Below are 18771 nucleotides of genomic sequence, written 5' to 3'. Positions count from 1 at the left end.
ATAGCCCTTTACGTAAATGACCATGGTGTCGCAGTTCCATCGCGCACCTCAAACTGGTCAGCATCATCAGGCAGGCTCTCGAACAAGGCTCTGTCGGTGCCTGTCATGAAGGTCTGCCCGCCCAGATCGGTGCAAAGAGCAAACAAGGCCGTGCGCCGACGTTCATCCAGATGGGCCGCAATCTCATCAAGCAGCAAAATGGCCGCGCGTCCGGTTTCGCGCTTTACCAGGCGCGCTTGGGCGAGAACCAGCCCGATCAACAGCGCTTTTTGTTCACCTGTAGATGCGAGCTTGGCCTCAACATCTTTCGGCCCATGGCGCACGAGAAGATCTGCCCGGTGTGGTCCCTCAAGGGTTCGTCCAGCGGCCCGATCCCGGTGGCGCCCCTCTGCCAGTCTGGCGCGATAGACTTGCTCATCACTGATATCAAACCCCGCCAGATCAAGCACCGCGTGGGGGAACGCCGAAACGGCCCCGCGTGCCTCCTCGATTGCCTGTTTGAGCAGGCTGAGCGTGGAAAGCCGGGCTGCTTGCATGGCCGCTCCAGCTTCGGCCATCTGAGCCTCAACACCCTCGAACCACACCGGATCGGTCACCCCTTCATCCATCATCTTGTTGCGCGCGCGCATGGCCGTTTCAAAACGCGTTGCTGTGCGCCCATGGGTCGGGTGTAAGGCCATGACCATGCGATCATAAAAGCGCCGCCGATCACTCGTCCCACCGGTAAAAAGGCCGTCCATCGCTGGTGTTAGCCACAGACAGATAAGATGCTCCAACAAAGCATCGGATGATTTGGCCGGCACCTTGTCGATACGCACCTCGCGGCTGCTTGTATCGGGCGCAGTGATCCCGGTTCCGATGGTGATCGGATCATCACCTTCTTCATGATCCATCGGTACCAACTCAGCCGAAACCGCAAAACCACCAGCGCCGTCCGATGAACACATGTCGGCAAGCTTCGCCCGGCGCAAACCTCGGCCAGGCGAGAGCAGGCTTATGGCCTCAAGAATATTGGTTTTGCCCGCGCCGTTAGGCCCGGTGAAGGCGACCAATGGTTCTGTGAAACGAAGATCGGTACGCGCGTGATTGCGAAAGCTGGTCAGCGTGAGCCGCGTGATCCGCGGCCCGGCCTGCATGATAGGGCCCTAAACGCGCATGGGCATCAGAACGTAAAGCGTGTCTGACCCATCAGCATCTTGGACCAGGGTCGGCGCGCCTGCATCGGCAAGCATGAAACGCGCATTGTCAGTTTCAAGCTGCCCAGCAATGTCCATCAGGTAACGCGCGTTGAAGCCGATCTCCAGCGGATCACCGGAATAATCGACCACCAGTTCTTCGGTCGCCGAACCTGAATCCGGATTGGTGACTGTCAGGGTCAGCTTGCCATCGCCCATGGCCAGTTTCACCGCACGACCACGTTCGGAGGCAACGGTCGAAACGCGATCCACCGCTGCGGAAAAGGCAGGACGATCCACGTCCAGCGCCTTGTCATTGGCCTGCGGGATCACGCGCGCATAATCGGGGAACGTCCCGTCGATAAGCTTAGAGGTCAGCACGACGGCATCGATGGTGACGCGGATTTTTGTCTCGGAAAGCTCAACGGAGGCTTCGCCGTCATGCCCTTCCAACAGCTTGAGCAACTCGCCCACTGTTTTGCGTGGCACGATAATGCCAGGCATCCCATCAGAGCCGGACGGCGCTTCGGTTTCGGTCTTGGCCAAGCGGTGACCATCGGTTGCAACGGCGCGTAGCTTCAAGCTGCCATCGACATCAATCGAGTGCAGGAAAATGCCGTTCAAATAATAGCGCGTTTCTTCGGTTGAGATCGCAAACTGCGTGCGCTCGATCAAGCGGCGCAGATCACCCGATGCGACCTGAAACACATGGGTGAACTGGCCCGCGGTCAAATCGGGGAAGTCAGACTTCGGCAGAGCCTGGAGTTCAAAGCGCGCCCTGCCCGCTTGAACCAGAAGCGTGGTTTCGCCGCGCATATCCACTTCAACCTGCGCCCCATCTGGCAGCTTGCGCACAATATCATAGAGCATGTGCGCGGGCACGGTGGTGGCACCAGCCTGCTCGACCATGGCGGGCAGGCTTTCTGAAGCTTCGAGGTCGAGGTCGGTAGCCTTTAGCCGCAGCGCGCCATCAGCGGCATCCAGCAGGACGTTGGCAAGAATGGGGATCGTGTTGCGGCGTTCCACCACACGGTGAACACGCGCCAGCGCGCGCAAAAACGGAGTGCGATCAAGAGAGAACTTCATAGCCCGGACCCATCATACCAACGAAAGCAACACACGATGTGTCTGGGCCGGAGCAACGAACGCTCAGCTCACCAGACACCAAAGCCCTCGCTGCCCGAGAGGATCCAAAGCGCATCCATCCCAAATCAAGCGAAGGGCCTTGCGCCTATATGGGAGCGCTTCAGGCCACATTGCAAGCCAAACGGGCCGTTGGGCAGGCTGGCTTGTCCACTCTTGCACAGATGCTGGCCGTACATCGGTTGGGACAAGCGCACACAGTGCACATCCGCCAGCGGATGGCGGGAGAACTGAGCTCTAGCTTTGCGATAGAATCGCACTTTTGAGCGCTTCAACCACCTTTTGCAGGCTTGCATCGGTTTGCAGTTCTTTTTCGATCTTGCGCACCGCATGCAGAACGGTCGTGTGGTCTCGCCCGCCAAACCGGCGCCCAATGTCGGGCAATGAGCGCACGGTCATCACCTTGGCAAGATACATCGCAATTTGACGCGGCCCGACGATTTGCTTGGTGCGGCGGTGGGAGAGCAGGTCGGTCTTGGTCAGACCAAATTGTAAGGCGGTGGCTCGCTGAATATCTTCGATTTTCACTCTTGGCGTTTCAGCGTTGGAAAGCAGAAAGCCAATGCAGGAGGCCACGCTTTGCTCTGTAACTGGCGCGTTGTTGAGGCCGATTTCAGCGATAATTCGATTGAAAGCTCCCTCAAGGTCGCGTCCATTGGTGGTGATGAGATCGGCAACTTTGTCCAGCACCGCATCGGCGATATCGGCCTGACCGCCCTCGGCCTGGTAAGTGGCGCGACGGCGGTCAAGCAGCGCTCGGCGCACAGCGCGGTCCATGGAGGCTATTTCAACCACAAGCCCTGAAGAAAGGCGCGACTGCATGCGCACATCAATGCTGTCGAGGGCTGCCGGCGCCCGGTCGGCAGCCACCACAAGAGTCTTGCCCGCATCGATCAGCGTGTTGATCACATGACAGAATTCACCTTGGATCACCGGACCGGAGAGAAATTGAATATCGTCCACCACCAGCACATCAATGGCCGCCAGCGCTTCTTTGTAATCGACGGCTGACCGTGATTTCAGCGAGATGACGAAATCTCGCATAAACTGCTCAGCTGTTAGATAGAGCGTGCGTTTGCCACAATCATGCAGTTCAGCGGCCACGGCCTGGCAAAGGTGTGTTTTACCAAGACCAACGCCACCGCGTACAAACAACACCTTGCAGCCAAGAACCGAACCTTCACGCGCCAATTCGCGGGCCGCCCGGAACGCAAACTGGTTGCTTTCGCCAACGGCAAACGAGGCAAACGTGTAGCGCGTGTCGAGCGGTGTGCCATTGGCGCCATGATCACCTGTCTCATTTACGCCAGCATCGCCCACAGGTCGTGTTGTTGATGTCAGTGTCGCCCGTGTCGATGTTTTGCCACCAAAGCCACCATCGCTGGCGGTGGTTTTGGTGTGCTGAGTGCCCATGTGCCCCGATGCTGTCAGCTCGGCAGACGAATTTGGGGCAGCGGAGCCACCCTGCGCAGCCTTTGTTTCAGCGGTGGAGCCAAGCTTGGCAATCCGCCGGGCGCCATTGGTGCGCACGTGAATGGTGTAGCGTTCAATCGCCTCGTCTTCGATCGTCCAAAGTTCCAGCAGGCGTTCGCCGAAATTGTGCTCAATCCAATGCTTCAAAAACCGTGTGGCGACCGACAATTCCACGTGACCGTTTTTGGCCGACTCGAACATCGCACTGGAAAACCACGACGAGTAAACATCCTCACCTAACTCAGCGCGCAAGCGCGCCTGCACACGCTGCCAGTGACGCTTGCCTCGCTCATCCTGCTCACGCGCATTAGATGAGTTCAGGCAAAACGGTCATGGATTGAATGTCCTTTTGATTGAGATGGTTTTGGGAGGCGACGCTAGCAGTCGGCGACAGCAAAGACGCATTTGATGAGGTGGAAGAGTGAGAGGATGGCAGGGTCATCGGTCGGTAAAGTCCAGCGTAATCATGGTCGTTGACGTTGAGTGCAGACGGTCTGGGCGCGCTGCACTCGCAAACAACAAGGGGGGGGGAGTATCGGAGAGGGGGGTGATCAGGTCACCGCAGGCTTTGCGCAAGCAGGCTATCGTGCCGCGAGCAAGCGGCCTGCAAGCCGTCCCTGCGGTGCTCTGCTTGCATGCGTATCATCGGGAGGCACACTGTTGATGTGGCTGGCGACGCGATGGTTGGCTGCTGCACAAGGTGATGTCGGGAAGAACGAACACGTAAGCGCCGGCGAGGCGCTAAGACAGGGTGTCGGGATAGAATTTTGAACACAGAGTTCCATGCATGCCATCGTTAAGGTCCCTCCATCGGCCGCCGCGGCCTTGTTGTTCAAGACTTGCCGCGCCGACAACCGATGGAACGTTTGAAAGCATGGTGGCCACATAACCACCTGCCTCACCTCACGCACACACCGGCCAAACGATACCGCCAAGCCAGGTCTTCAGGTTAGGACATGAACATCAGAAGGCCTTCATCAGCGAGCACCCCTCATGGTGCTTCTGCTCAGACCTTCTTACTCACGCCCCTTGTCGCAGCCGTGCCCCTACGGCCAGCGACCAACCCATCGACAGTTCTTCGCTGATTGTTTTTTTCGCCATCCGCTCACCTTAGAAAGATGCGCTTTGGTCCCTGACCGTGTTTTGGACGATGTGTTGGCCCAGTCCTCGGTCATTGCTGCGAGCATAGTTTCTAAGGCATCGTCTTGTTCACCTTCACCTAAATTGCCACTGACATTCAGTCGAATGACCAATTTGGTCGAGGTTAGAACAAAGGAATATAGCCTCAAAATTACTGCACGCAGCAGGTAAACAATCACGACAACCGCAAACATATATTTTGGCAATAAAGTATCATTCTTCGAACCGGAGTTTGAAGAGCAGCAAATCATTGCTTTGTTCTGCGGATGGTCTTCGGCGAGTGCCGTCGATAAAACTTTTCTAGACCTTGCTAGGGCTCCAGCGCAAGGCTGAAAAAATGACTCTTTTCGCTTGACTCGTCTGGCTGCTGGCGTTCCAGGCAAGCCTTTTTCAGGCCATCATTTGCAAACGCTTTGACTCTACGTCTTTTTTTCCTGGCAGGGTCTTCGAAGGAGTTTTTTCGGCGATTGGCAGAGGGCCCTTTTTTTCTCAAAAATGGTGCTGAATCAGCCTTATATTACACTTTTGTGATGAAAAACAAAAAAGGGTCTATGATTCATCATATTGAAATTAATGAAAAAAAATCTAGAGTTGGTCAAAACGTTGGAGGTTAAACGCCAACAAAAGTTAAAAAGCCGGCTTACGAAATTTTGCACTCCAAACCGGTTTTTACTGACAGGCAGCCTAGAACACAATCGACATGGCGTTGCGTCAACCAAAAGGGTCATAGAATGAAAAAAGGGGCCGCTTGTATTAAGCGACCCCTTATTCTCGTCAAAAGAGCAAAAATGCATTCAGAACAACCTAAGGATGTTGTCCTTTACGCGTCCGCCGATCCCATCGCTTTTACTTGTTTGGCGAGGCGCGAAACTTTGCGTGACGCTGCGTTTTTATGAACGATCCCGCGATTGGCAGCACGCATAATCAAAGGCTGTGCGTCCTTCAGGGCCGCTTCAGCAGCAGCCTGGTCGCCAGCGGCGATGGCTTCATCAACGCGGCGGATTTGGGTGCGCATGGCGCTTTTACGGTCACGATTGATCGCTGTTTTGCGCGCGATCTTGCGCACCGCCTTTTTGGCGGAAACGGTGTTGGCCATACTGTCCTCGTGTTTGGCACGGTGTTGCGCTGAAAATCCCGGCTGGCTCTTGCTGTCCATTGCGGGGGACGCGGCTAATAAAGCTCACATCCAGCGATCCCGAGGCGGATGTGCCAAGGGATGCGGGCACCTACGGCTTTGAGGGAGAGAAGTCAAGAGAACGGCCGTTGTTCGGCAGGAATGGAGCCAACGCGTATGGTTCAAACAAGGTTTAGCGTTGTTTGAATTGCGCGGAACGCTTTTCGATGAAGGCCTCCATACCTTCTTTCTGATCCTCAGTGGCAAAGAGGCTTTGGAAAGCGCGACGCTCAAACCGTAATCCTTCTGCCAATGGCACCTCAAAAGCGCGGTTCACGGCCTCCTTGGCCATCATCGTGGCAGCGTTCGACATCTCACCGATCTTTTCAGCCGCGTCCAACGCTGTGTCGAGCAGATCGTCGACGGGCACCACACGGGCAACCAAGCCTGCACTTTCAGCCTCCTCGGCTTCCATCATTCGCCCGGTCAGCACCAAATCCATTGCCTTGGCTTTGCCCACCGCGTGTACCAGGCGCTGCGTGCCGCCAATGCCGGGGATAATGCCGAGTGTAATCTCCGGTTGGCCGAACTTTGCGGTGTCAGCGGCAATAATGATGTCGCACATCATCGCAAGCTCACAGCCCCCGCCCAACGCATAGCCCGCAACGGCTGCGATGATGGGCTTGCGGGTCTGCGCGATGGCCTCGTAGCTGGCGGCATAGTCTTCCACGAAGCTTTGCGGGAAACTCAGCTCGGCCATTTCTTTGATGTCGGCACCAGCTGCAAAAGCGCGCTCTGAGCCAGTGACCACGCTGGCCCCGATACGCGGATCCCCATCGGCCTCAGCAAGAGCCGCTGATATCTCACCCATCATTTGTGCATTCAGCGCGTTGAGCGCCGAGGAGCGGTTGAGTGTGATCAGCAGAACATGGTCGCGCTTGTCGACGAGAATGGTCTCATAGGCCATGGATGGGTCCTTGCGTGATGGTGGAAGCAGGTTCGTTAGCGCTGGCAGGTTGGGCAATAAAAGGTTGAACGTCCTGATTGAACAATACGTTTGACTGTCCCGCGACAGGTGGGCGTTGGGCAGGCGGCATGCTCGCGGTCATAAACCGAGAAGCTGTGTTGGAAATAGCCCAAAGAACCGTCAGTTTGTTTGTGATCGCGCAAACTCGACCCTCCGGCGTCTATTGCCTCGCCAATAACATCGCGGATGACTTGGGTCAGGGTCACCAGCCTTTGGGTTGGCACGCCCTTCTTGGTGACAAGCGTTCCTGCCAGTCTTTTGGGCGACAGATGCGCGCGCGACAGCGCCTCGCAGACATAGATGTTGCCAAGCCCAGCAATGTTCTTCTGGTCAAGCAGGGCAGCTTTAAGTGGCGCGCGCTTACCAGCGAAACGGTCCGCCAGGTGCTCGGGTGTCAGCGCGTTGCCCAGCGGCTCTGGTCCAAGATCGGCCAGAAAAGGGTGTTCATGAAGCTGCGCTGTGGGCGCTGCGAGCACAAAACCAAAGCGACGTGGATCATTGTAGATCACCTCTGCTGGGCTAACGGCTCCGCCCTCGACCTCAAGCACAAGATGGTCATGTGCGCCAAGCGTTGAGCGCTCGTGATGGAAGATGCCAGGTATAAAATCCTTCTTTCGCGCGTCCGCTCCGTTCCCCATCTTTCCAATGTCTGAAGGAACGACCGCTTGACGCGCGACCACCCTATAACTCCCCGACATGCCCAGATGCGCGATCAGCGTGGTGCCACGGTCCAACTCGATTAGAAGATACTTTGCGCGTCGCGTGAGTGCGGTGATCTGCGCGCCTTCAAGGAGAGCTTTCAAGCCATCGGGAAAGGGGAACCGTAGGTCCGGCCGCCGCACGTCGGCTGATATGATCCTGGCACCTTCCAGCGCCGGAGCGAGGCCCCGGCGAACGGTTTCAACTTCGGGCAATTCAGGCATACATCACCAGGCGATCGGACAGCTGACAGAGTAAGGATTCATCATGCGGCAATTGAGCCATCTCTTGGCATAGCGCTCGCCAGCGCCCTTGGGTATGAAGTGGTGGAGTATAGTCTTTGAGCGGTCGTTCCAAGAGAACGGGGCGAAAAGACCATCGCAACAGTCAAGGAAACAGTCGTGAGCGATATAGGCTCAAGCTTCGGTCACCGCCACGTTGAGGTGGATGAAAAACAACCACTCGTCGACGAAGTCTTTCACAAGGTCGCCGGTCGCTACGACCTGATGAACGACCTGATGTCGGGCTTTCTTCACCGTGCCTGGAAAGATGCGATGGTGGCGCGCATTCGTCCACGCAAGTCCGGCCGCCCTTGGCGCAGCATCGATGTTGCTGGCGGCACAGGTGATATCGCGTTTCGCTTGGTTGAAGCCTCCCGCAAGCATGCACAGGTCGATGTCGTTGATATCAACGCCTCGATGCTGGACGTCGGGCGCGAGCGAGCACAGAAGCGTGGGCTGGCCGACAATGTGACCTTCCTTGAAGGCAATGCTGAGGAACTCGCCCAAGAGTCCAGCGCTTACGACGCGTACACAATCGCTTTTGGCATTCGCAACGTGCCACGGATCGACAAGGCCCTTGCTGAGGCCTATCGCGTGCTCAAGCCAGGTGGGAAGTTTGCGTGTCTGGAGTTCAGCAAGGTCGATGTGCCCGGTTTGGATGCGATTTACGACGCCTACTCCTTCAATGTGATCCCCAAGCTGGGCGGTCTCGTGAGCGGAGACCAGGAAAGCTATCAATATCTGGTGGAATCGATCCGCAAGTTCCCCAACAAGGTGCGCTTTGCTCGCATGATTGAGGATGCTGGGTTCGCGAAGGTCGAAGCCACGCCCTATTCCGGTGGCATCGCCGTCTTGCACACAGGTGTGAAGCTCTAGCGTATGTTTGGCACTGTTGCAGCCCTTTACCGCCTTGCCCGCGCTGGGTTCGTTATGGCGCGCGAAGGCGTTTTTTCCGGCATGGAGATCGAGCTAACGCCGCCGCCCGCGCACCTGCCATTGCGCTTGGCCAATATGATCGCGCGTCGCAATCAGGCGGCCACCCGCGCCGATCGCATCTCGACCGCTCTGGCACGTCTCGGCCCCTCTTACATCAAGCTCGGCCAGTTCTTGGCGACCCGTCCCGATTTGGTTGGGATGGCCGTCGCCCGCGATCTGGAAACCTTGCAGGATCGCCTGCCGTCCATTCCGCTCGACGAAGCCAAGGCACGCATCACCGAAGCGTTGGGCCGACCGCAAGATGAGGTTTTTGAAAGCATTGAGCCTGCGCTTGCTGCTGCTTCCATTGCGCAAGTGCACAAGGCGATGATCCGTGATCCAGATACCGGCAGCATCAAGCCCGTCGCCGTCAAAGTGCTGCGCCCAAGCGTCCAAGCCCGGTTCGCCCGCGATCTTTCCACCTTCTATGTCGCCGCAACATTGCTGGAACGCACCACGCCCGCGCTGCGCCGCCTTCGACCCGTCGCGGTGGTCGACACATTGGCTGCGTCGGTGCGGTTGGAGATGGATTTGCGTCTGGAAGCCGCGGCGCTCGCCGAAATGGCCGAGAACACCAAAGATGACGAAGGATTCCGCGTTCCTTCGGTCGATTGGGATCATTCCAGTTCGCAGGTCATGACCATTGAATGGATCGAGGGTCGCAAGCTTTCCGATGTCGATGGCATTCGTAATGATGGCCATGATTTGGAAAAACTCGGCGCATTGGTGATGCAGTCTTTCTTGCGCCACGCGATGCGCGATGGGTTTTTTCATGCCGATATGCATCCCGGCAATCTGTTCGTGGAACCCGACGGCACGCTCGTCGCGGTGGATCTTGGCATCACCGGACGCCTTGGCCAAGCAGAACGCCGGTTTTTGGCCGAGATTCTTTTTGGCTTCATCACCCGCAACTACCGTCGCACAGCCGAGGTTCATTTTGAGGCTGGCTATGTGCCTGCCCATCACGATGTCGACAGCTTTGCGCAAGCTCTCAGGGCAATTGGCGAACCGATCCATGGTCGCAATGCGTCGCAAATTTCCATGGGTCGCCTTCTGACCCAACTCTTTGAGGTCACCGATCTCTTTGACATGCGCACCCAGCCGCAACTGATCTTGCTTCAAAAAACTATGGTGGTGGTTGAAGGTGTGGCGCGATCTCTCGATCCGAACCTTGATATATGGAAAACCGCCGATCCTGTGGTTTCCGGCTGGATCCGCAGCAACCTTTCACCGGTACGCCAGGCTGAGAATGCCGCCAAAGCAGTCTCGACCTTAGCGCGCCTGGCGACCGATGCACCCGATGTGCTGCATCGGGTGGAGCGGGTGTTAAAAGCACTTGATCCAGCTGACCCAACCACAGTCGCGACCCATGCCAAAACCAAAGTCGATGCTTGGCCGATCATCGTTACGCTTGGCATCATCGCCTTCACGATCGTGGCCATCGTGGACTGAGGCTTGTCGTCATGGCCGGTGACAACACCAAACGATCTGGCTACACCTCACCTATGCTGATTGATCAAACCCTTTCTGGCCGGACCATTCTCCTTGTCATCACCGGTGGCATCGCCGCTTACAAGACACCGGACCTGCTGCGTCGGATGCACGAGCCCTGCGGTTGTTCCAAAGGAACAGAGCAAAAAGACAACCCATGCTAGTTGAACAAACCCTTTCTGGCCGGACCGTTCTCCTTGTCATCACCGGTGGCATCGCCGCCTACAAGACACCGGACCTGGTGCGTCGGATGCGCGAGCGCGGCGCTCGCGTGCGCGTGGTGATGACCAAGGGGGCCGCCAGCTTCATCACCCCTATGACACTCGGCGCCATTTCCGGCGAGCCTGTTTTCACCGAGCTTTGGGATCGCGACGCCGAGCAGGATATCGGCCATATCCGTCTGGCCCGCGAGGCTGACCTGGTGGTTGTTGCGCCCGCCACTGCTGACTTCATGGCCAAGATGGCGCATGGCTTGGCCGACGATCTGGCAAGCACCGTGCTGCTCGCAACGACCGCTGATGTGCTGATTGCCCCGGCGATGAACCCCAAAATGTGGGATCACCCCGCCACCAGGCGCAATACCCAAACGCTTCAAAGTGATGGCATCGCTTTTATCGGCCCCGAGGCCGGCGAAATGGCTGAGACCGGTGAAAGCGGTGTTGGACGCATGGCCGAGCCGATGGACATCGCCATGGCTGTTGAAGCGCACTTTGCGCCTGACCGTTCCAAAGGGCTGCTTGCTGGCAAACATGTGGTTATCACGGCTGGCCCGACCCATGAGCCGATTGACCCGGTGCGCTACATTGCCAATCGATCCTCAGGCAAACAGGGATATGCGCTCGCCAAAGCCGCCTATGAGGCCGGGGCAAAGGTGACGTTGGTCTCAGGGCCCACCAAACTTGAAGCGCCCACGGGCGTCGACCGGGTGAGTGTGCAAACGGCGCAAGAAATGCTGAAGGCCACCCAGGCCGCTCTGCCTGCTGATATCGGCATTTTCGCCGCTGCCGTCGCCGATTGGGGTGTTGCGGAACCCAGCAACGGCAAAATGAAAAAAGATGGGTCAGGCCCGCCAGCACTGAAACTTGTCGAAAATCCTGACGTTTTGAAAACCATCGCGATGGGCGCCAACCGTCCGCGTTTGGTGATGGGCTTTGCCGCCGAGACCGCCGACATGGAGACGCATGGGCGTGACAAGCTGGTGCGCAAAAACGCCAACTACATTGTCGCCAACAATGTCGCGCCACCCGAGGGCAAGGCATTGGGTGGCGTGATGGGAGGCGATGCCAACACCGTCACGCTTCTTACCCGCGATGGCTCTGAACCCTGGCCAACCATGAGCAAACACGATGTGGCGAAGAAGCTGATTGCGCGTTTGGCAGACGATTTGACAGGCATCGTTCATGCCTAACGTTCTCGTTCAGCGCTTGCCGCATGCACAAGACTTACCTCTGCCCTCCTATGAAACCTCACTGGCCGCCGGTGCTGATCTACGGGCCGCTGTTGAGGCCGAGCATGTTATCGCGCCTGGTGCACACGCCCTCATTCCAACGGGGCTGCAGATCGCTTTGCCCTCAGGGTTTGAAGCGCAGGTGCGTCCACGCTCAGGTTTGGCTGCCAAACATGCCGTCACCGTGCTCAACACGCCGGGGACTGTGGATGCCGACTATCGCGGTGAGATCCACGTTATCCTCATCAATCATGGTGCCCATCCCTTCACCGTTGAGCGGGGTATGCGTATCGCTCAGATGGTTGTTGCGCCGGTGGTGCAGGCTGTTTTTGAATCTGCGGATACGCTGACACAGACAGACCGTGGTGCTGGCGGGTTTGGGTCGACTGGCACCCAATAAAGTGCACTTGGCAGCCACAATCTCCCTATCGCGCGCAGTATCGTTTTGCGCATTAGGCGTTCGGCAGAATGATCTTCTAAGGCTGTTCTTAGCCATGCATGGCTATCCCTCGTAGCAAGGGATCAGCGACGGTATATTGCGGCCAATCGAATTCAGGATAGCTGCGAAGGAACCCGTCATGAGCGTGACCGCACTGAAAACCAACGAAACTGAAAGCCACACACCCGGTCGGGGCCGCATTTTTGGCTCCATCACCGACACCATTGGCGATACGCCGCTGGTGCGCTTGGATAAGCTTGCTAAGGACAAAGGCGTTGGCGCCAACATTTTGGCCAAGCTTGAATTCTTCAATCCCATCGCCTCGGTGAAAGATCGTATTGGCGTTGCCATGCTCGACAGCCTTGCTGAGCAGGGCAAGTTGAAAGACGATACGGTTCTGGTGGAACCAACGTCTGGCAACACCGGCATCGCACTGGCCTTTGCTGCGGCGCAGCGTGGTGTACGGCTGATCCTGGTGATGCCAGAATCCATGTCTATTGAGCGTCGCAAAATGTTGGCCCTGCTCGGCGCGGAACTGGAACTGACCGAAGCGGCCAAGGGCATGAAGGGCGCCATCGCTCGGGCTGACGAATTGGCAGCTGAAATCCCTGGGGCGCTCATTCCGCAGCAGTTTGAGAACCCGGCCAATCCGCAAATTCACCGTGAAACGACGGCTGAAGAAATCTGGAACGACACCAAGGGTGAGATCGACATCCTGGTCTCAGGTATCGGCACCGGCGGCACGATCACTGGTGTCTCCGAAGTGCTGAAACCACGCTTGCCCAACCTGCATGTCGTTGCCGTTGAACCGGAGGATTCTCCAGTGCTTTCCGGCGGCAATCCTGGCCCGCACAAGATCCAGGGCATCGGCGCTGGCTTTGTACCAGGTGTGCTCAACACCAGCGTCTATGATGAAGTCGCCACTGTTTCCAACGATGAAGCGCTTGAAACCGCGCGCCACGTTGCGCGCCTGGAAGGCCTGCCGGTCGGTATATCCTCTGGCGCTGCTCTGGCCGCCGCCATTCGCCAGGGGCAGAAGCCAGAAAACGCTGGCAAGAATATTGTGGTGATCATTCCAAGCTTTGCAGAGCGCTACCTATCGACGGCGCTCTTTGATGGCCTAGCTTAAACCCCAGCGATCATCGCGGCGGACCTGAAATCAGCCCGCGCTCTGGAAACGGAGCGCGGGTTTTCTCTTGAACATGGGCTGAACAAGTACAGCGCCGTCATTATCTGGCGGTCGCCATCTATGGGCGTGGCTGCTCCCAAAAAAGCCCCAATGTCATCGCCAAGGAGGCCAAAGATGTAAGGAGCCAAACGCGTGCAAACCGACAGCGTTGTGATCGACGGGGTAAAGCAATCAACGGCCTCTTCCCCTCTGTTTGCTTACCCCAGCATTTGGCTACATGGAGCGGGTATGTCGGCCTCCACCTTTCGATATGTTGTCAAAGGGCTTCCAAAGGCAATCGCACTTGATTTGCCTGGCCATGGATCAGCCGCCCCCGTTTATCCGCCCCGTGTTGAGAGCTACGCAGATCAGTTGGCCCCGCACATACCAAGGGGCAGTGTTTTGATCGGACATTCGCTGGGTGGGATGGTCGCGTTGGAGCTAACGGCACGCCGCGAGCTTCAAGTCGCTGCTCTGGTGATGGTCGAATCTGTGCCAACAGTGCGAGACCGGATTTCAGGTAGGCTAACCGCAATGCTTGCCAGTGGACTTATGCGTGTCTTGCCAATGTCGCTTCTAACCTCGCCTGCAGGCCAAAGCCAGAAAGCTGCCACCAAACAAGAAGTCAAAAAGCAACTGAGCCAACATAGCCGCGCGGGATTGATCGCGGCTATGCAAGCAGCCGGGCACTATGACGGGCGCCGTCATTTGAACACAGTGCTGGTGCCGACGCTGGTTGTTGTTGGTCAAGACAATCGCGCCACGCATCATGGAGCCAAGCTTGCGGCCCGCCATATTGCAGGCAGTGAGTTTGCAACGCTGCCCGGTGGACACATGTTGCATTTTGACAGCCCCGACTTGCTGCGCGAGGCGATTGATCGGTTCCTTAAACATCGACTAACCACGCCAGGCTGATAATATAAAGACATCTTTATATCTGCATTGCATCGGTAAGGGCTTGGTGCTACACGCTCGCCATGATGGCTCGTCAAGCGGGCCGTGCCGATTTCCATCACCTGCAGGATTCTCCATGACCGATTACATCGTCAAAGACATCAGCCTCGCCGATTGGGGCCGCACCGAGCTCGATATAGCTGAAACCGAGATGCCGGGTCTGATGGCCTGCCGCGAGGAGTATGCCGACGCGCAGCCGCTGAAAGGGGCGCGCATCGCAGGTTCGCTGCACATGACGATCCAGACGGCAGTTTTGATCGAAACGCTTGTGGCGCTTGGCGCTGAAGTTCGCTGGGCTTCCTGCAACATCTTCTCCACCCAGGATCATGCGGCCGCCGCCATCGCGGCGAAGGGCATTCCGGTGTTTGCGACCAAAGGTGAGACCCTGGAAGAGTATTGGGACTATGCCGATCGCATCCTCGACTGGGGCAATGGCGAAACGGCCAATATGATCCTCGATGATGGCGGCGATGCCACCATGCTGGTGCTGCTCGGCGCGAAGGCTGAGAACGACCCATCGGTGCTCGATAACCCGCAAAGTGAGGAAGAAGAGTACTTCTTTGCCCAGATCAAGAAGCGTCTTGCCAAGGAGCCTGGCTTCTACTCCAAGGTCAAAGCCAACATTCAGGGCGTGTCGGAAGAGACCACCACTGGCGTGATGCGTCTTTATCAGCTCCAGGAAAAAGGCGAGCTGCCTTTCCCGGCCATCAACGTCAATGACTCGGTCACCAAGTCAAAATTCGACAACAAGTATGGCTGTCGCGAGAGCTTGGTGGATGCCATCCGTCGCGGCACCGATGTGATGTTGGCAGGTAAAGTGGCCATCGTCTGTGGCTATGGCGACGTCGGCAAAGGCTCTGCCCAGTCACTAGCTGGCGCTGGAGCCCGTGTTCTGGTCACAGAAGTCGACCCGATCTGTGCTCTCCAGGCCGCTATGGACGGTTTTGAAGTGGTCACCATGGAAGATGCGGCCCCACGCGCTGATGTTGTGGTGACGGCCACGGGCAACAAAGATGTACTCACCGTCGATCACATGCGCGATCTCAAAGATATGGCCATCGTCTGCAACATCGGCCACTTCGACAATGAGATTCAGGTGGCGGGTCTGAAGAACTTCAAATGGAAGAACGTCAAGCCGCAGGTTGATCTCATCGAGTTCCCCGATGAGAAACGTATGATCCTGCTCTCAGAAGGCCGTCTGGTGAACCTCGGCAACGCGACGGGCCATCCAAGCTTTGTCATGTCGGCCTCGTTTGCCAACCAAACGCTCGCTCAGATCGAGCTTTGGACGCGTGGCGATCAATATGAAAACAAAGTCTATGTGCTGCCGAAGCACCTCGACGAGAAGGTGGCCAAACTCCACCTCGGCAAGCTCAACGCGGAGCTGACAAAGCTTTCTGACGAGCAAGCCGAATACATCGGCGTGAAGCCTGAAGGTCCGTTCAAAGGCGAAGCCTACCGGTACTAAAGTTCACACCTGACCTAAGCGTCAGCACGATGGAATACAAAATCCGTCGCCACTTTTGTGGCGGCGGTTTTTTTGTTTTTGCTTTGTTCACTCCCCACAGGAGTCCACCTGCTTGTACCTTGTCAGTGATTCGACGGCACATGCCGTGGGTCACGAGGGCTGAGGCGGGTCTTTAAGACAGCCAGAACGAGACAGGCCAAGACAGGACAAGCATGGCGGGTCAACACACCAGTGCAGGGATTTTGCGGTCAGCAACTCTGCGTGCAACCACGGCCATGTCCACTGTGCTCCTTGCTCCAATTGGCTCTGCTCTTGCGCAAACGCCCAATCTGGATGGTGTTCCCCATACGCATGCCTTTGACGGCCTGACGACCGCCCCGATGCTGGCCATTGGCGGTGCGGTCATCACGGGCTTATCTCTGTTCGTCGGCGTCATGCTGATCTCGGCATTCGTCAGCCTTCGCCGCGCCCGCCGCAAGGCCAATGAGAGCCAAGCCGTGGTTGCCCGTTTGCGCGCTGAGTTGGATGTTACCCAAAGTCTGGTCGATACCTCTGGCGACGGGCTCTTGATGCTCAGCGAGGCTGGTGTCCCCATCGTTCTTCACTGTCCAGCAGATCAGTCGGCCATGCCTGAGCATCCCGACGACTTGCCCAACTTCGACCGTTGGGTCGAAGAGGGTGATCTGGCAGAGCTTAACGTGGCTGTTGACCAGTTGCGCCAAACGGGCAAACGCATTGATCTGGATGTGCGTACCAAGGGCGGCACGCTGATCAATGTGCATGGACGGCCGATTGGTGCTCGGCTGGTTATCCGCCTGCGCGATCTCTCGCGCCTGCAGCGCGATTTTGCCGATGCTCTGCACCTTTGCGCCAATTTGGAAGCTGAAAGCGATCATCTGAAACAGCTTCTCAATGCGGTTGATTTTCCCGTTTGGACGGCCGATCAGGTGGGCTTGGTGTCATGGTCGAACGATGCGTTTAAGCAGCGCGGCGTGAAGTCAGCCGCTGATGGCATCGTTTCGGCGCGCAGCGTTGTGGGCAGTAAGACACAATGGAGCGCTGTCGATGACATTCATGCCAATGGCGCCCGCATCGCTGACAGTCTTCCTGCCGATGCTGGGCAAACCAGCGACGGCGACCGTTTGGTCCATTTGCGCTCAACCACGAAAGCTGGAACGATTGTAACCGCTGGCTACGCGATGCCGCTCAGCGATCAGACCCGCTTTGAGCAAGCCTTGCAAAATGTGCACGCGATCCAAGGCCGCATGCTGAACGCTCTCAACACCGCCGTGTGCGTGTTCAACGCTGAACGGCATGTGGCGTTCTACAACGCAGCGTTTGCCGAACTCTTTGGTTTTCAGCGTCGCGTCTTGGATGAGCACCCCCATGAATCCACCGTGCTCACCTACATCAAATCCACGCGCCAGATGCCCGAAAGCGGCAATCATCGCGGTTGGCGCGAGCAGTTCACCTCCGCTTACACGGCCAGCGAACCGATCACCGATGATTGGGAATTGCATGATGGCAGGTTCTTGCGTGTGATCACGGCGCCCAACGCCGATGGCGGGGCTATCTGGTTGTTTGAAAACGAAACGGAAAAGGTGGAGCTAAAGTCACGCTTCACCGCGCTTACCCAGGTTCGTGCCGCCACGCTGGATGCTTTGCGCGAAGGCGTTGCCGTGTTTGGGTCCAACGGACGGCTTCAGCTGGTAAACCCCGCCTTTGGCCAGCTTTGGCAACTCTCCCCGGACGAGGCCAAAATCGGTGCCCATGTGAAAGACATCACCGGGCCAATCCGCGACCTGGCGCGCGACCGTCGCGTGATCGATCAATTGGTGGGGCTGGTGGGATCGCTTGGTCAGCGACGTGAAGGTATCATCAGTCGCATGAGCCTTACCGATGAGCGGGTGATCGACCTGGTGGCCACGCCGTTGCCTGGCGGTGCCACAATGCTGACAGCCAACGATGTAACCGCCTCGGTCGCGATTGAAGACACGTTGCGCGAAAGCAATGCGGCGCTGGAAGAGGCTGCACGCATCAAAACCACGTTCATCAAGCATGTGTCTTACGAGCTGCGCTCTCCGCTGACATCCATCATCGGCTTTGCTCAGCTGTTGGATGACAAAGAAACCGGGCCACTGAACGAACGCCAGCGCGACTACCTGAACTTCGTGCTCTCTTCCACCCAATCGCTGGTCGCGCTGGTTGACTCCATTCTCGATCTGGCGACGGTCGATGCGGGCATCTTGGCGCTGTCGCTCGATACCATCTCGCCGATGAAGCTGGTCGAAGATGCTGAGCTGGGTCTGAAAGACCGCTTGCTGGACGCTGGCATCACCATCGATCATGCGCTTGATCCAAACGTGGCAACACTGGTGGTTGATGAGACGCGCATGCGTCAGGTGCTTTACAACTTGCTTTCCAATGCGGTGGCGTCATCGCGCCCGGGCAGCAAGGTGCGCGTCAAAACCCGCCTTGAAAGGGGTGGCGAGAATGGCCGCGTCGTCGTTTCGGTCATTGACCAGGGCAGGGGCATGAATGCCGCGCAGGCCAAAGCGGCGTTTGAGCCGTTTGAAACAGGACAAAACACGGTCGGCAGCGGCGCTGGACTTGGCCTGACACTGTCGCGTGCGTTGGTCGAACTTCATGGCGGCACCATGCAGCTTTGGTCACGCGAGGGCATCGGCACCGTGGTGCGTTGCGTGCTGCCGCTCGACCCGGAAGAAACCGCACCGCTGGACCAGGCTGCCGAGTAAGCAGCCGTGATAAGTGATCTG

The 18771-nt window shown here is 57.4% G+C and carries 16 protein-coding genes; 9 read left to right on the top strand and 7 right to left on the bottom strand.

Annotation, left to right across the window (positions count from 1 at the left end; all coding sequences use genetic code 11):
• Positions 1–8: 8 nt before the first annotated feature.
• From recF to mutM, 7 genes are all read right to left on the bottom strand, one after another.
• Positions 9–1136: a DNA replication/repair protein RecF gene (recF, locus tag ABWH92_RS03445; protein WP_375572170.1), complete on the bottom strand. Its 1128-nt coding sequence runs from the start codon at positions 1134–1136 to the stop codon at positions 9–11.
• A 9-nt stretch (positions 1137–1145) separates the two neighbouring features.
• On the bottom strand, positions 1146–2261 hold the full coding sequence (dnaN, locus tag ABWH92_RS03440; protein WP_375572168.1) for a DNA polymerase III subunit beta: 1116 nt from the start codon (positions 2259–2261) through the stop codon (positions 1146–1148).
• 294 nt (positions 2262–2555) lie between these two features.
• Complete coding sequence (gene dnaA / locus ABWH92_RS03435; protein ID WP_375572166.1) at positions 2556–4055, bottom strand: chromosomal replication initiator protein DnaA; 1500 nt, start codon at positions 4053–4055, stop codon at positions 2556–2558.
• 782 nt (positions 4056–4837) lie between these two features.
• Entirely contained in the window at positions 4838–5314 is a 477-nt protein-coding gene (locus ABWH92_RS03430; RefSeq protein WP_375572164.1) for a hypothetical protein, read from the bottom strand.
• A 437-nt stretch (positions 5315–5751) separates the two neighbouring features.
• On the bottom strand, positions 5752–6027 hold the full coding sequence (rpsT, locus tag ABWH92_RS03425) for a 30S ribosomal protein S20 (protein WP_375572162.1): 276 nt from the start codon (positions 6025–6027) through the stop codon (positions 5752–5754).
• 211 nt (positions 6028–6238) lie between these two features.
• The gene (locus ABWH92_RS03420) at positions 6239–7012 is read right to left on the bottom strand and encodes an enoyl-CoA hydratase (RefSeq protein ID WP_375572160.1); all 774 of its coding nucleotides are present in this window, start codon (positions 7010–7012) and stop codon (positions 6239–6241) included.
• 35 nt (positions 7013–7047) lie between these two features.
• Positions 7048–7995 carry a bifunctional DNA-formamidopyrimidine glycosylase/DNA-(apurinic or apyrimidinic site) lyase gene (gene mutM, locus ABWH92_RS03415; protein ID WP_375572158.1) on the bottom strand — a complete coding sequence of 316 codons (948 nt, stop codon included), beginning with the start codon at positions 7993–7995 and terminating at the stop codon, positions 7048–7050.
• Positions 7996–8148: 153 nt separating this feature from the next.
• On the opposite strand from mutM, the gene ubiE reads away from it, so the two are divergent.
• From ubiE to ABWH92_RS03370, 9 genes are all read left to right on the top strand, one after another.
• On the top strand, positions 8149–8928 hold the full coding sequence (gene ubiE, locus ABWH92_RS03410) for a bifunctional demethylmenaquinone methyltransferase/2-methoxy-6-polyprenyl-1,4-benzoquinol methylase UbiE (protein ID WP_375574173.1): 780 nt from the start codon (positions 8149–8151) through the stop codon (positions 8926–8928).
• Positions 8929–8931: 3 nt separating this feature from the next.
• On the top strand, positions 8932–10479 hold the full coding sequence (gene ubiB, locus ABWH92_RS03405; protein ID WP_375572156.1) for a 2-polyprenylphenol 6-hydroxylase: 1548 nt from the start codon (positions 8932–8934) through the stop codon (positions 10477–10479).
• Between the two features lie 11 nt (positions 10480–10490).
• Complete coding sequence (locus tag ABWH92_RS03400) at positions 10491–10682, top strand: hypothetical protein (RefSeq protein WP_375572154.1); 192 nt, start codon at positions 10491–10493, stop codon at positions 10680–10682.
• Positions 10676–11926, top strand: coding sequence for a bifunctional phosphopantothenoylcysteine decarboxylase/phosphopantothenate--cysteine ligase CoaBC (coaBC, locus tag ABWH92_RS03395; RefSeq protein WP_375572152.1), 1251 nt, complete (start codon positions 10676–10678; stop codon positions 11924–11926). Before ABWH92_RS03400 ends, coaBC begins: the two co-directional genes overlap by 7 nt.
• Complete coding sequence (dut, locus tag ABWH92_RS03390) at positions 11919–12365, top strand: dUTP diphosphatase (RefSeq protein WP_375572151.1); 447 nt, start codon at positions 11919–11921, stop codon at positions 12363–12365. Before coaBC ends, dut begins: the two co-directional genes overlap by 8 nt.
• Positions 12366–12543: 178 nt before the next feature.
• Positions 12544–13533 (top strand): cysteine synthase A, encoded by a 990-nt coding sequence (gene cysK / locus ABWH92_RS03385; protein WP_375572149.1) that lies wholly within the window; start codon positions 12544–12546, stop codon positions 13531–13533.
• A 192-nt stretch (positions 13534–13725) separates the two neighbouring features.
• On the top strand, positions 13726–14487 hold the full coding sequence (locus tag ABWH92_RS03380) for an alpha/beta fold hydrolase (protein ID WP_375572147.1): 762 nt from the start codon (positions 13726–13728) through the stop codon (positions 14485–14487).
• A 115-nt stretch (positions 14488–14602) separates the two neighbouring features.
• The gene (gene ahcY, locus ABWH92_RS03375; RefSeq protein ID WP_375572145.1) at positions 14603–15994 is read left to right on the top strand and encodes an adenosylhomocysteinase; all 1392 of its coding nucleotides are present in this window, start codon (positions 14603–14605) and stop codon (positions 15992–15994) included.
• Positions 15995–16206: 212 nt separating this feature from the next.
• Entirely contained in the window at positions 16207–18750 is a 2544-nt protein-coding gene (locus ABWH92_RS03370; RefSeq protein WP_375572143.1) for a PAS-domain containing protein, read from the top strand.
• Positions 18751–18771: the final 21 nt, after the last annotated feature.

Source organism: Ahrensia marina, from assembly GCF_042140245.1.
GTDB lineage: Bacteria > Pseudomonadota > Alphaproteobacteria > Rhizobiales > MH13 > MH13.
This window is presented reverse-complemented; position numbering and strand designations above follow the sequence as displayed.